13 protein-coding genes and 1 pseudogene are annotated in these 13848 nt (G+C 32.7%); 6 read left to right on the top strand and 8 right to left on the bottom strand.

What is annotated here, in order from left to right; all coding sequences use genetic code 11:
• From VLC96_RS17020 to VLC96_RS17005, 4 genes and pseudogenes are all read left to right on the top strand, one after another.
• Positions 1-603 (top strand): annotated as a pseudogene (locus VLC96_RS17020) (elongation factor 4); the annotation flags it as partial.
• 129 nt (positions 604-732) lie between these two features.
• A complete protein-coding gene (locus VLC96_RS17015; protein ID WP_325264845.1) occupies positions 733-900 on the top strand; it encodes a hypothetical protein in 168 nt (55 codons plus the stop codon).
• Entirely contained in the window at positions 890-1240 is a 351-nt protein-coding gene (locus VLC96_RS17010) for a PIN domain-containing protein (protein WP_325264844.1), read from the top strand. The genes VLC96_RS17015 and VLC96_RS17010 overlap by 11 nt, the downstream gene beginning before the upstream one ends.
• Before the next feature lie 164 nt (positions 1241-1404).
• On the top strand, positions 1405-2373 hold the full coding sequence (locus VLC96_RS17005) for a helix-turn-helix transcriptional regulator (RefSeq protein WP_325264842.1): 969 nt from the start codon (positions 1405-1407) through the stop codon (positions 2371-2373).
• Between the two features lie 31 nt (positions 2374-2404).
• Here VLC96_RS17005 and VLC96_RS17000 read toward each other — a convergent pair whose 3' ends face one another.
• Entirely contained in the window at positions 2405-2884 is a 480-nt protein-coding gene (locus tag VLC96_RS17000) for a DinB family protein (protein ID WP_325264840.1), read from the bottom strand.
• Positions 2885-3114: 230 nt separating this feature from the next.
• Complete coding sequence (locus tag VLC96_RS16995) at positions 3115-4047, bottom strand: 1-phosphofructokinase family hexose kinase (RefSeq protein ID WP_325264839.1); 933 nt, start codon at positions 4045-4047, stop codon at positions 3115-3117.
• Between the two features lie 161 nt (positions 4048-4208).
• Here VLC96_RS16995 and thiL point away from each other — a divergent pair, with 161 nt between their 5' ends.
• Complete coding sequence (thiL, locus tag VLC96_RS16990; RefSeq protein WP_325264837.1) at positions 4209-5255, top strand: thiamine-phosphate kinase; 1047 nt, start codon at positions 4209-4211, stop codon at positions 5253-5255.
• 68 nt (positions 5256-5323) lie between these two features.
• On the opposite strand, the gene VLC96_RS16985 is transcribed toward thiL, so the two are convergent.
• From VLC96_RS16985 to VLC96_RS16965, 5 genes are all read right to left on the bottom strand, one after another.
• Positions 5324-6019: a response regulator gene (locus VLC96_RS16985; RefSeq protein ID WP_325264836.1), complete on the bottom strand. Its 696-nt coding sequence runs from the start codon at positions 6017-6019 to the stop codon at positions 5324-5326.
• Entirely contained in the window at positions 6019-8064 is a 2046-nt protein-coding gene (locus VLC96_RS16980) for an ATP-binding protein (protein ID WP_325264834.1), read from the bottom strand. Before VLC96_RS16980 ends, VLC96_RS16985 begins: the two co-directional genes overlap by 1 nt.
• Before the next feature lie 94 nt (positions 8065-8158).
• Positions 8159-8407, bottom strand: a complete 249-nt coding sequence (locus tag VLC96_RS16975) for a hypothetical protein (protein ID WP_325264832.1) — start codon at positions 8405-8407, stop codon at positions 8159-8161.
• A gap of 177 nt (positions 8408-8584) precedes the next feature.
• Complete coding sequence (locus VLC96_RS16970) at positions 8585-9394, bottom strand: LytR/AlgR family response regulator transcription factor (protein ID WP_325264831.1); 810 nt, start codon at positions 9392-9394, stop codon at positions 8585-8587.
• 271 nt (positions 9395-9665) lie between these two features.
• Positions 9666-11207: a glycine--tRNA ligase gene (locus tag VLC96_RS16965; protein ID WP_325264828.1), complete on the bottom strand. Its 1542-nt coding sequence runs from the start codon at positions 11205-11207 to the stop codon at positions 9666-9668.
• 95 nt (positions 11208-11302) lie between these two features.
• On the opposite strand from VLC96_RS16965, the gene VLC96_RS16960 reads away from it, so the two are divergent.
• On the top strand, positions 11303-11986 hold the full coding sequence (locus tag VLC96_RS16960) for a ComF family protein (RefSeq protein ID WP_325264826.1): 684 nt from the start codon (positions 11303-11305) through the stop codon (positions 11984-11986).
• Positions 11987-12217: 231 nt separating this feature from the next.
• On the opposite strand, the gene VLC96_RS16955 is transcribed toward VLC96_RS16960, so the two are convergent.
• Positions 12218-13848: hypothetical protein (locus VLC96_RS16955; RefSeq protein ID WP_325264824.1), on the bottom strand; the 1631-nt coding region annotated here is incomplete at its 5' end.

Raw genomic sequence — 13848 nt, 5'->3', positions numbered from 1 at the left:
CGTGTTGAAGAGCCTTTTATCAAAGCAACTATTATTACCAAAGCTGATTTTGTGGGTAACGTAATGAGTTTGTGTATCGAAAAACGTGGTGTAATTACCAATCAAACTTATTTGACCACGGAAAGAGTGGAATTGAATTTTGATATGCCATTGGCCGAAATTGTATTTGATTTTTACGACCGATTGAAAACGGTTTCCAAAGGTTATGCTTCGTTTGATTATTCGCCTATTGGAATGCGTACTTCTAAATTGGTTAAATTGGATGTATTATTGAACGCTAATCAGGTGGATGCACTATCAGCTCTAATCCACGAAAGCAACGCTTACAACATTGGTAAAAAAATGACCGAGAAATTGCGTGAGTTGATTCCGAGACAACAGTTTGATATTCCGATTCAGGCGGCGATTGGTGCTAAAATCATTGCCCGCGAAACGATTAAAGCTTTACGTAAAGACGTTACTGCCAAATGTTACGGTGGAGATATTTCTCGTAAACGTAAATTATTGGAAAAACAGAAAAAAGGTAAAAAACGTATGCGCCAAGTAGGAAACGTTGAGATTCCGCAAGAAGCGTTTATGGCTGTTTTGAAATTGAATGATTAACACATTGCGGTAGAGACGTTGCAGTGCAACGTCTCTACACGATTTGATATACAAACCTGATGATGAAAATTATCAGGTTTTTTTATTTGAGGTGATTAAATTTTATAACTTTATAAAAAAATACTAGGTATGGTTCTGATCATTAAAAAGAAAGAGACTAAAAAAGACATTGATAATCTTTTGAAAAAGAATGAGAAATCTGATTCGGAAGGAAATTTGTCAAAACATTTTGGCAAATTAAAAAGAAACATAGACGGTTTAGAATATCAATTGGAAATTAGAAAAAATGAAGATTGATTTTTTAGCTGACACTAATTTTTTAATTTATCTACACGAAGGAAAATCTTTTATTGAGCCGTTTTTGAATTATAATTTTGGTATTTCTTTTATTTCAGAAATAGAGTTATTGGGTCATAAAAACATTTCTGAAAACGACGAAAAATTATTAAAAGAATTATTAAAGGATAGTTTTGTTTTTAACTTTAATGAAGATATAAAACTTAAACAAAAACATAACATTAAATTGCCCGATGCGATAATTGCCTCAACGTGCATTATTTTTCAAATTCCTTTGATAACTTCGGATAAAGGATTCAATAAGATTGAAGAATTAGATTTGATTTTACTTGAAAATTAGACAATCCAAAGAATAATTGGTCTTTTTTAGATAATAGAAGAAAGAGCAAAGAAGAAAGAGAAAACCTGATGATGAAAATTGTCAGGTTTTTTGTTTTTAATTCAATTTCAGATATCCTTAAACTTAGTAACTTAGAGCCTTTCAAACTCAGAAAAACTTCAAAAATGGACGAAACCCCAAAACGATTTGACCGAATTGTTGCTATTCTTATTCAATTGCAATCCAAAAAGATTGTAAAAGCACAGGAATTGGCCGATCGTTTCGACGTGAGTTTACGAACTATTTACCGTGACATTCGCACATTGGAAGCTTCAGGAGTTCCTATTTACAGTGAAGCTGGTGTAGGTTATGCTCTAATGGATGGCTACCGTTTACCACCTGTGATGTTTACCCGAGAAGAAGCCAGTAGTTTTATTGCAGCCGAAAAATTAATGCAGAAATTTACCGATGCAACTTTGGGGAATCATTATGCATCGGCGATGTATAAATTGAAAGCGGTTCTAAGGAGCGATGATAAAGATTGGGTTTCGAGTATTGAATCTAGTATCTTGATGCAATCTTCTGGAAAGCTTTTTAATGATAAATCGCCAAATACTTTAGCAACTCTATTTGAAAGTATTGCCGAAAAAACACAAGTTATTCTTTCGTATGAAGCGATTCAGTCGGACGGAATTACGGTACGACATATTGAACCTGTTGGTGTTTTTCATGATAATAACAATTGGTATTTTTTAGGATATTGTCATTTACGCAAAGATTACAGACAGTTCCGCGCTGATCGTATTCATGAAATCAAAAAAACACAAGTTCCTTTTTCATTAGAACATAATTCATTGGAAACTTATCTGAATAAAAACAAAACTGTTTCGACTACCAAAATCAGAATTCTCATTGACAAAAAAATAGCTCATTATTTAGCATACGAAAGGAAATATCACGGCTTTGTTTCGGAACAGGAAGTTGATGATAAAATCGAAATGACTTTTATGTCAAATGATTCTCTGGAAGGTTTTTCACGTTGGTACTTGATGTTTGGCGATTATGCCACCATATTAGAACCTGAAAGTTTAAAAACAAGAATTTTGGAATTATTGGAATTAAACAAGCAACGTATTCTAGAAAAAAGCTCCTAAAATGAAATTCATCTTAAGAGCTTTTAATAATTTATCTTTCCCAGAAAAATGGAGGTTCAATTCCTAAAGCTCTCAAATACACATATCCCTGACCGCGATGATGAACTTCATTATCAATAAAATAGAAAATATTGTGAATGATAGGAAACTCATATTGCCCAAATAAATTAAAGGATTCGTTAAAATCTTCGATCGTTAATTTTTGCCAATTTTCATTAATTTCTACTGTAGCTTCATCCCATTTTTCGAGATATTGCGCTTTGAAAATTAATTTTCCTTCTTCTGGATTATAAGGCTTAATTTCTCGATTTACAATCCCTTTAAGCGCGGGAGATCCAATTGCTAGAAGTTCATCGACTAGTTTTGAAAAAGGTCTCATGCCGCCAATTGAAAATTCAAAAAAATCTTTATCAGGAAACAATTCAATCACGCGACGTGTTAAGGCACGATGTCCTTGCCAATGTTTAAGTAAATCTTCTGGGGTGATAACTTGTGCTGTTAGTGTTTTCATAATTTTAAAGTTTTTTATTTAATACTTCAAAATTATATTGGGCTGGTGACAACAGTTTGTCAGTAGGATTTTATTTTTTCTAGAGGATAGAAAAAAGAGCAAAGAAGAAAGACAAAACCTGATGACGTAAAAAATAATCAGGTTTTTTGTTTTTTTATTTTTGTAATACGAATGTGTAGAGGCGCACTGCAGTGCGCCTCTACACATTACAAAACGTATTTATACAATATTTATTTACCCCTCAGCCAATCAAATAATCGTTGAGCATCTTCACCTTTAAACAATTGGGTTCCTTCGTTCATCGTCGCTGCCGATCCGCAGGCAACTCCCCACCGTATTACTTCTTTCAGACTTTTATTTTGCGAAAGTGCCCAAACCATTCCGCCCACCATACTATCACCTGCACCAACGGTACTTCTTTTGGCTACATTCGGGGCTGGAACAAACTCATAACTGTCTTTGGTAACCAAAACAGCTCCTTGTGGACCGAGGGAAACAACAACAATTTCGGCGCCACCTTTAGCAATTATTTGTTTGGCGGCTTCATTGACTTCTTCCATTTCCAACCGTTCAACACCGATTAATTTAGCCAATTCTCCAACATTGGGTTTGATTAAATAAGCTCCAGTTTCCAATACTTTTTGCAAAGCTTCCCCTGAAGTGTCGACAATTAATTTTGAATTAGATTTTTTAGCAATTTCGGCTACCTTTTGATAGAAATCCGATGATATACCTTCGCTTAGGCTACCGCTGCCAACCAAAAATTTTGGTTTTAACTTGTCGATGGCTTCCAGTACAACTAGCTCTTCCTCATCGGTGACTTCTCCTCCGGTAAAACCAAAACGGTACTGAGAATTGGTGTTGTCATCTACTGCGACAAAACTTTCCCTAGTCCAAGTTTGAATGGGGATGGCTTGAAAGGCGATGGACTCTTTGGAAACTAGTTCTTCTAACATTTTTCCCAAAGGCCCACCCGATGTGAATACAGCCAATGAACTGCCGCCTAATCGCGAAATAGCTTTGGAAACATTTATTCCGCCACCACCTGCATCAAAACGAGGTTCTGAACAGCGTATTTTTTGTTCGGCAATTAAACCTTTAAAATGGGTGCTTTTGTCCAAAGCTGGATTTACTGTAAGAGTAACTATATCGTATGTGCTCATTTTGTGAAGTTTAGAATATTAAAGATGCAAAAAAATGATCAAAATGCATCGAATTGAAGGCGAAAATTTCTTTGTATATTTGCAATCTTAAAATTTTGTAAAATCAATAATAATGAAGAGACGCACAGCAGTGCTTCTCTATCTCATTCCTCACAATAATCATGATTGAAGATAAAAACCCGCAACGCACCAGCATAGCCCAACTGGGAGAATTTGGCTTAATAGACCATTTGACCAAAAACTTTGAAATCACACAGTCTTCCACACTAAAAGGAATTGGTGATGATGCTGCTGTATTGGATTTCAAAGAAAAAAAAGTAGTGGTTTCTACCGATTTATTGATTGAAGGTGTGCATTTTGATTTGGCTTATGTGCCTTTAAAACATTTAGGATACAAATCAGTTGTTGTGAATGTATCTGATATTTGTGCGATGAACGCCAAACCAACGCAAATCACAGTTTCTATAGCGGTATCTAATCGTTTTCCATTAGAAGCTTTGGAAGAATTATATGAAGGAATTGAACGAGCTGCTAAGGAATATAAAATAGATGTAATTGGAGGTGACACTACTTCTTCTCAAAAAGGTTTAATCATCAGCATTACTGCTTTTGGCGAAGCCGATGAAAACGAAATCGTATATAGAAACGGAGCCAAACAAACCGATTTATTGGTAGTTACTGGAGATATTGGAGCTGCTTATATGGGATTGCAAGTTTTAGAAAGAGAGAAACAGGTTTTTAAGGTAAACCCTAATTCACAACCAGATTTAGACGCTTATACTTATTTAATTGAAAGACAATTAAAACCAGAAGCCCGTACAGATGTTCGAACGCTATTACACGCATTGGAAATCAACCCAACAGCAATGATTGACATTTCTGATGGCTTATCTTCGGAGATTATGCATTTGTGTAAGCAATCTGGAGTTGGTTGTAATTTGTATGAAGATAAACTGCCTATCGATCCTCAATTTATTTCAACTTGCGAAGAGTTTAATATCGATAGTACTACTGTAGCGATCAATGGAGGTGAAGATTATGAATTGCTGTTTACCATTTCGATACAGGATTTTGACAAAATTAAAGGAAATCCAAATTTTACCATTATTGGTCATATGACACAAGAAAGTGAAGGAATACATTTGATAACTCGCGCCAACACTAAAATCCCTTTGAAAGCGAGAGGTTGGGATGCGATAAGCGAATAATTTATTTGGAAATATTAAATAAAAAACGATACCTCAGCAGTATCGTTTTTTTGTTTATGATTCGTTTGTTAAAATATAATTCCACAATTTTTAGCTTCTCGGATTAAATCAATATCGCTTCCATCTTTTATTTTAAACAATACTTTAAGATTTTCTTTTCTGGATTCAATAGCATGTAAGGATATTGGAATGTATTGGGGAATATCTTTTGTTTTTGTTCCTTTCGAAATATGAAACAAAATTAATTTGTCAAACTGATCAATTCCGTCCATATCGTTATTGTTTTGATTTGCCATTTTGATAACCGAATGGCTATAATAAATTTCGTTTTTCAAAATTATGTCAAAACCAAAAAGCAATTCATCAAAAGTTAAATCATTTTTGATAACCAATCCAGCAGGATTTATAGTATCTATTATATTTTTTAGTTTGAGCAATTCGGTATACATGGTTAGCAAAATTATTTTGCAATTCGGCATGTATTCCATAATTACTTTTGCTAAATCTTCACCAGATTGTATGCCTTTTTCTTCATATACTGGCATACTAATATCTAAAAAAGCAACATCAAAAGGAGAAGTCTTTGGGTCTGTAACTATTTTATAACCTGTTTCACAATCTTTACCTTGAGTAAATGTATATTTATAAAGATCTGGTTTGTAACGTGTAATTGCATTTTTGTACCCATCAATTATAAAAGGATGATCATCAACAATCAAAATATTTTTATTTATCAATCTTTCTTCATTTAAATCAATTGCCATTACGTTGTAGGTTTTGTGTTTTTGTTGATTGGAATTACTATTATAATTGAAGTTCCTTCGCCTTTATTTGATTTAATCTCAAGAGTTCCTTCGCACTCCGTTGTTCTTGTTTTTATATTCTGGAGGCCTATTCCTTTTTTCGCTCTATTAATATTATAACCAATACCATCATCACTGACTTTTAATACTAAATTATCATTTTGTTTTTTGAATTCAACTTTTATCTTTGAGGCATTAGCATATTTGTTACAGTTTTGGAGTGACTCTTGAAGAATACGGTAAATATTGATTTTTACAATATTATCAATTGAATCCCATTTTATAGCAGGATCTATATGGGCTAGAAATTTTGTCGGATATGTTTTTTTCTGTTCTTCAAATAAATTGGTAACAATGGCAACGAAGTTATTAATTAATTCCGATTTTTCTCTGTTTAAATTATGCGATATTTCTCTGATATCCTGTTCTATATTTTTTAATTCATTCAAATAATTTAATCGCAATTCTACTCCGGAATCATCTTTAATTTTGTTTAGACCTTCAAGATTTATTCGTACTCCAAACATTCGTCCAAGTACGCCATCATGCAATTCTCGTGCTACCCTTTTTTTCTCTTTTATATTATTAATTTCAATAGTATTTTGTTGATTAATTAATAAATTATAAATCTCGGCATTAGCTTGTTGTTGTTGTTGTTTAAATAACAACTCTCTTTGTTTAACTTTTTGATTTTTAATAGTATACAACAACACTGCCAGAATAACAAAAATTGAAAATATTAACAAAAGTTTCTTATTTTGACCTTCCAGGTTAGTGTTTTCTACTTTAATTTCATCTGTTTCATATTCAATTCTTGAAAATTTCTCGCCCATTTTACGTTCAGCTTTTTGTAACTGATCATTGATTAGAATATATTCATTAGAATAAATCGAAGCATTTTTAGGATCTACAATCCCAATTTGTTTGAGTACTTCCAGAATACTGCGCAGTCGGTTCGTACTACGCGATAAATTAAGTGCTTGCTTAGCATATTGGAAAGCTTTTAATGTATCTTTTCTATAATAAAAATATTCGGACAAATGGATTTTATTGATAATGATCCCTGAAGTAAGATGCAAACTATCTCTGATTTTAAGTGATTTATAAAAAAGATCTGGTAAACTATCTATATCGTTACTTTTGAGTTTGGAATAAGCCAAATTATCTAATAACATAGCATATAATGATGGTTTATTTTCAAAAAGATTTTCTTGTTTTAATCCTTCAGCGAAGTAGTTTCGAGCTTGGTTATAATCTTTTAGGTTTAAATACACATAACCAATATTGTTTAAAGAAGTGGCTTTGGATTGATACTCTGGTGGCAAAGATTTATTTTTTATAATAGACAATGCTTTGTTGTGAAATTCTAAAGCTTTTTCATATTCATCACGCTCATTATATAAAATTCCTAAAAGATTATAGGAATCATATAATAAATCATTTGCCTGTATTTGTTTTATATTTCGTAAAGCTTTGAAAACCCCTATTTCACTATCAAAATATTCATTTTCTGTAAACTGTAAGTTGGCTTTACTAATCTGTGTCTTTGCTAAATTGTAATAATCATTAAGATGGAGGTATAATTTTTCTGCTTTATAATAACAATAAAACGCACTATCAGAAATTGATTTTCTACTATAGTAATCCCCTAAATAAATATATGCTTTTGCCGTATTGACTGTATCTTTACTTTTTTTTGAACGTTGCAAAATTAATTTAGAAATTTCAAAGTATCCTTTCCAATCATTCATATTATAATAACGATTGGCTATTTTAAAAAGATTAACTTTATTGATGGAATCGTCTTTTTGAGTGATAATTATATCAAAAGCTTTTCGATTATACTTTTGCTTGAATTGAAGAGGTAGCTGAACATCATTAGCCAATGATAAGTAGGTAGATAGACTATCTGCTGCGGATGTATCTTTTTGTTTTGATTCTTTTTTATTGGTACAAGCAATAAAAAACATCAAAAGAAACAATAATATGATGTGCTTTTTTTTCAATAGTAAAATTTGAATTGTTTCAAAAATACTAAATCTTTTAACATAAAAAAAGGCTACCAATATTTGATAGCCTTTTATATATATTTTAAAAATCTTAATCTAATTTTCTATTACCCCCTGATGATTGCCCTCCATCGATACTAGTAATTGTATTGTTGATTTTAGAATTTTCTCCATTATAATCTAATTTTCTGTTCCCTCCAGAGGATTGTCCTCCATCAATATTTAAAGTTGTTATAACTGCATTGTCAGCAATTGGAGAAGTTGAGCTTGTAGGTGTAGCGAAAGAAGTTGATGCTAATACTAATGTAAATAATCCGAATGTTAAAAGAGCTTTTTTCATGATTTAAAGGCTTATGTTATTGTTATTTTTTTACGTTTTATGATTCCATTTGCGTTGGAATTCTTTTGTAAAACTAAACAGTAAGCCTTAATAAACAATTCAAAAAGAGTCGTTTATAGTCAATGGCATTCGTTTGATAGTGAATGCATATCAAATTCGAGAGAATGCCCGTTTTTTTTAAGTTTCAATATAATTTTCATTTGCAAACTCACTTATTATAAAATCTATATTTGTTTTGTAAGACTTAGAAAAAGGAAGTTTTATAGTCGTTTTTTTAATGTAACAGAGAGAGTTTCCTGTGTGAATTCTGGAAATATAATTTCGATTTACAATATAACTATTATGTATTCTAATAAATGGATTTGTCAGAACGGTTTCAAAATGTTTCAGGGTTTTGAACGCTGTAATCATCTCACCATTTTTTAGATGAATATCGGTCGAATTATTATCTGCCTGAAAATAGCAAATATCATCCGAATCAAGATAGCGGTGATCACCATAAGATTTAACACATAAGATGAAGGATTTTTTTCCGTTTTTATAATCGGTCTTTCCTGTATTTTGTTTTTCCTTTGGATTAGGATTCTGAACAAGAAGCACCTCATCTTCTGTACTTATTTTATTTAATTTATGAATCAATTTTACAAAATCAATGACTAACAATGGTTTTAACAAATAATCTGTAACTTCATATTTAATACAATCGAAAGCAAAATCTTTTTTATTGGTTGTAATAACAATTTTGGGTAACTCTTTTAAATACATCAATAATCCGTTGATTAACTGCAGCGATAAATTACTGCTTTTGTCTTTAGGATCTATCTCTAAAAATATCAGCCTTGGCATGTGTTTCAGAATAAGATTGACTCCATCTGAATAATTGTTAGCAGAAGCAAGGAAATTTAATTCGCAAAATTCACTGGCAATTGCTTTTGTTTTCAAAACGCTTTCCGGATCGTCGTCTATTATAATATAGGTATAATTCATTTGAGGACTTAATTTTAAAATTACTATTTATTTTAATATAAGTTTTCTGTTAAAAACAATTATCTCAAAAGATTTGATAATTAGGGGGCCTAATTAAATGAAAACTCTCAAAGTTATTCTTTTTTTGGAATAAATCAATAAAATTCAATTTATGACATTCAAAAACATTAAAACACTGTAAAACAATCCTATACCAAACAATTCTATTTTTAAATTTAAAGCAAAAAAAAAGCTTCTCATACGAGAAGCTTTTATAATATTTAAAACTGTTTTACATTTTCATCAACCAATTTTTCATCGCAACCTCATTTTCAATAATTGATTTCAAGTCAGCAATTGCAACACGATCTTGTTTCATGGTGTCTCTATGACGAATCGTTACCGTTTGATCTTCTATGGTTTGATGATCAACAGTAATACAGAAAGGAGTTCCCAAAGCATCTTGTCTTCTGTAACGTCTCCCAACAGCGTCTTTCTCATCATATGAAACATTAAAATCCCATTTTAAATCTTCAATGATTTTTTTAGAAATTTCTGGTAGACCATCTTTTTTAACTAATGGTAAAACTGCTGCTTTTGTTGGTGCTAAAACCGCTGGTAATTTTAGAACTGTTCTTGTTGAACCATCTTCTAATGTTTCTTCTTTTAACGAAGTAGAGAAAATAGCCAAGAACATTCTATCCAAACCAACAGAAGTTTCTACTACATAAGGAACATAATTTTGATTCAATTCAGCATCAAAATATTGCAATTTTCTACCTGAATATTGTTCGTGCGCTTTTAAGTCAAAATCTGTTCTTGAGTGAATTCCTTCTAATTCCTTAAAGCCAAATGGGAAATCGAACTCAATATCAGCTGCAGCATTTGCATAGTGTGCCAATTTTTCATGATCGTGAAAACGATATTTTTCTTTTCCTAAACCTAGTGATAAATGCCATTTCAGACGGGTGTTTTTCCAATGTTCGTACCATTGCATTTCTTCACCTGGACGTACAAAAAATTGCATTTCCATTTGTTCAAACTCACGCATGCGGAAAATGAATTGTCTTGCAACGATTTCATTTCTGAACGCTTTTCCTGTTTGAGCGATTCCAAAGGGAACTTTCATTCTTCCCGATTTTTGAACATTCAAGAAGTTAACAAAAATCCCCTGAGCGGTTTCTGGACGCAAATATAAATCCATTGCTGTATCTGCAGAAGCTCCTAATTTGGTACCGAACATCAAGTTGAATTGACGCACTTCAGTCCAATTTCTAGAACCTGATTCTGGGCACGCAATTTCTAATTCTTCGATTAATGCTTTTACATCATCTAAATCTTCATTACCAAGAGAGCGAGCCATTCTTTCCAGAATTTCTCTTTCTTTTGCTTTGTATTCCACAACTCTTGCGTTTGTGGTTACAAATTCTTGTTCATTGAAAGCATCACCAAAACGAACTTTAGCTTTTTCGATTTCTTTGATTGCTTTTTGATTTAGCTTCTCAGCATATTCTTCAATCAAAACATCGGCTCTGTATCTTCTTTTGGAATCTTTATTGTCTATCAATGGATCGTTGAAAGCATCTACGTGACCTGAAGCTTTCCAAGTCGTTGGGTGCATTAAAATTGCAGCGTCCAATCCAACGATATTTTCGTTCATTTGAACCATCGACTTCCACCAATATTCGCGTATGTTCTTTTTTAATTCTACTCCGTTTTGTGCGTAATCATATACCGCACTTAAACCATCGTACACTTCGCTTGACGGAAAAATAAATCCGTATTCTTTTGCATGCGAAATGACATTTTTAAATATATCTTCTTGTTTTGCCATAGTGGTGCAAAAATATAAAAAGTGAGTTTAAAAAAAGAAAAAAATGGAATTAGAAATGGTGTTTTTGTTATTTTTATAAATAAATCAATTTTTCTATGCTTAATTCCTTGATTAATTTATTTTTTCCGAAAGTTTGCGCTGGCTGTAAATCATTTATGGGTAGTAATGAATCTGTAATCTGTACCGTTTGTCGCCATGAATTGCCTTTGACGAATCATCATTTAAACACAGAAAATGAAGCTTTCAAGAAATTTTACGGAAGAGTTCCCGTAGAGTATGTTTCGACATTTTTATATTTCCATAAAAAGGGAATGGTTCAAGAAATGATTCATAGCCTCAAATACAAAGGGCATGAGGAAATTGGGACTTTTTTGGGCGAATGGTATGCATCTGATTTAGAAAATTGTGAAGTTTTGAAGAATGCTGACGTCATAATTCCGGTTCCTTTGCATAAAAAACGACTAAAAGAAAGAGGTTATAATCAGGTTACAAATTTTGGACAGGCATTGTCAGAGAATTTAAAAATTCCTTTGAATGAATCTATTTTGAAACGGAAAGTATATTCTAAAACCCAGTCCAAGAAAAACCTTTTGGGAAGAATGGAAGGAATCGAAACTGTTTTTGATGTCACTTTTGGGGCAGAATGCAGTAATAAACATTTTCTGCTGGTTGATGATGTACTAACAACCGGAGCCACTCTTGAAGCCTGCTCGAAAGCATTACTAAAAATTCCGGGTGCAAAAATTAGTATTGTTTGCATGGCGATGGCACATTCGTGATGAAAATTTGCACTAACAATATAAACTTGATTAATAGTTGTTTTTTCAATCTGTTTAGGTGTTTTTACCCAATTTTGTCGTTCTGGAGAATCTATGCAAAGTGAATAACTAGCGTGAGATTCCTCCGGAATGACAAAACAGGACGGCAAAAAAACAACAAAATACTTACTGTCTTCTTCCGGATACTTTTGTTTTTTCCTCAATGAAGACACAACCAAATAAGCTCAATAATTATTTTCGCACGTAGGTTCTAAAATACCCACATTCATTAATAACTTCCTTATAATATTTGGTTTTAGAATAATTGGCTTTTAAATTCTTGAATCCTGCCCAAGCTATAAAATTGACCTGGTCATCCTGAATATCCCATGGTGACAAATTGAGCGAATAGTATTTTTTGTTGTAATAATCGTTACGTTCGCACTTGGCAATTAAATATTGTGTCTTGGCTCTTTGTTCGTTATTTTTTGCAGCAGAAAAAGCTTTTTGATAGTAGGCTTTGGCCAAAGAACAGTTGGTAATCATAACCCGAATGGGTTCTCTGAAAAAATCCGGGGTACTACCTTGCCCTGCAATATTTCCTTCATGAAATAGGCGGCCGTTCCCAAAATGAGTGATATTATAAAAGGCATTTCCAAGCAAAAGACTGTTGTTATAAACATCGACTTGTTTGTTTACATTATCCTGCATTTTTTGGATAATGGTAAGAAAATCCATCATGGTGTATTTCTTTTTTTGAGGGGCCTGATGGTCACAATCGTGACAATCCTTGATGTTGCCTAGGAATGGATTCCCGTAAAAAACGGTGTTTTCGAGTCCTCCTGCTTGCTTGAAAAAGGCAATTGCTTCAGGAATTTTGTTTTGAAAAGTAGCCTGTACGCCTTCAAAATAATTTATGTCACCTAATTTTATGGAATAAATTGCAGCTCCTATTTTCTCGATTTCGGTTTTGTTTTCTTTTGACAAAAATGCTTTCATGTCGAGAAGTTGTTTTTCATTGTCATAGAAACTACTCTCATGATTAAAAACCTCTGCCATAACAGTATTTTTTTGTGAACGATACAAAGCCGCCAGATAATTTTGACTCCATGAAGTAGCATTTTGATATCGGAAATTTTCAATTGGTTTTTTGGGCAATTCTAAGTATAACCAAGACAAATCGGCAAGAATCGTCTTTTCATTTTCCGAATTTAGCTGATTTATTTTGCTAAGATTATTTACAAATCGCAATAATCGCAAATGACTGGTTGCCAAATCGGTTTTTGGCATTTTGCTTTCGGCTTCATCAAAATTTTTGTCGGCTTGTTTGAAATTTCCATTTAAAGTTTCCAGATATCCTGCGGCTATTCTCCATAAGTAAGGTTTTGCGGTTTTATCAGACTCCGCAATTTTGGTTACCAGACTGATAGTCGATTTTCGGATACTGTCTTTGGTGGTCTTTTTGTTATCAAGAACGGTTTTGTCTTTGAAGGACCTGTCGATTTTATTTTCCTGATTATTGATTAAACGAGTCAATAAATAATCGATATGCTGGTTTTTGGGTTGCAGTTTATAAATCTCGGCAATAGCTTTTTCTTCGTCGTTATAATACCCTTGAATAGCCCAAAGAGCAGCTTTTTCATCCTCTTTTTTAGCCATTGTCAAGGACTGTTTCCAGTCTTTTTCTCCTTGAGGGTGAAAACAATAGGCCGAAACTACTCGCAATGCCGGGCATTTGTCAAAAACCTGACTGTAGAGATAATTGGATTTTGTATAATGCTTTTGCTGATATTCTATTCCTGCAATGTAGGCTAATGCTCTGTAATACAACGTGTTTTTGGGTTCTGCTTTTTCCGTTTGATTAAAGAAAGTAACAGCATTTG

Source organism: Flavobacterium sp. (assembly GCF_035456085.1).
Lineage (GTDB): Bacteria > Bacteroidota > Bacteroidia > Flavobacteriales > Flavobacteriaceae > Flavobacterium.
The sequence above is the reverse complement of the archived record's forward strand: the minus strand, read 5'-3'. Positions and strand labels throughout refer to the sequence as shown.

Bases quoted from the DNA above. Each gene is read 5' to 3' on its own strand.
- VLC96_RS17015 (WP_325264845.1), top strand. From the start codon at position 733: ATGGTTCTGATCATTAAAAAGAAAGAGACTAAAAAAGACATTGATAAT.
- VLC96_RS17010 (WP_325264844.1), top strand. From the start codon at position 890: ATGAAGATTGATTTTTTAGCTGACACTAATTTTTTAATTTATCTACAC.
- VLC96_RS17005 (WP_325264842.1), top strand. From the start codon at position 1,405: ATGGACGAAACCCCAAAACGATTTGACCGAATTGTTGCTATTCTTATT.
- VLC96_RS17000 (WP_325264840.1), bottom strand. From the start codon at position 2,884: ATGAAAACACTAACAGCACAAGTTATCACCCCAGAAGATTTACTTAAA.
- VLC96_RS16995 (WP_325264839.1), bottom strand. From the start codon at position 4,047: ATGAGCACATACGATATAGTTACTCTTACAGTAAATCCAGCTTTGGAC.
- thiL (WP_325264837.1), top strand. From the start codon at position 4,209: ATGATTGAAGATAAAAACCCGCAACGCACCAGCATAGCCCAACTGGGA.
- VLC96_RS16985 (WP_325264836.1), bottom strand. From the start codon at position 6,019: ATGGCAATTGATTTAAATGAAGAAAGATTGATAAATAAAAATATTTTG.
- VLC96_RS16975 (WP_325264832.1), bottom strand. From the start codon at position 8,407: ATGAAAAAAGCTCTTTTAACATTCGGATTATTTACATTAGTATTAGCA.
- VLC96_RS16970 (WP_325264831.1), bottom strand. From the start codon at position 9,394: ATGAATTATACCTATATTATAATAGACGACGATCCGGAAAGCGTTTTG.
- VLC96_RS16965 (WP_325264828.1), bottom strand. From the start codon at position 11,207: ATGGCAAAACAAGAAGATATATTTAAAAATGTCATTTCGCATGCAAAA.
- VLC96_RS16960 (WP_325264826.1), top strand. From the start codon at position 11,303: ATGCTTAATTCCTTGATTAATTTATTTTTTCCGAAAGTTTGCGCTGGC.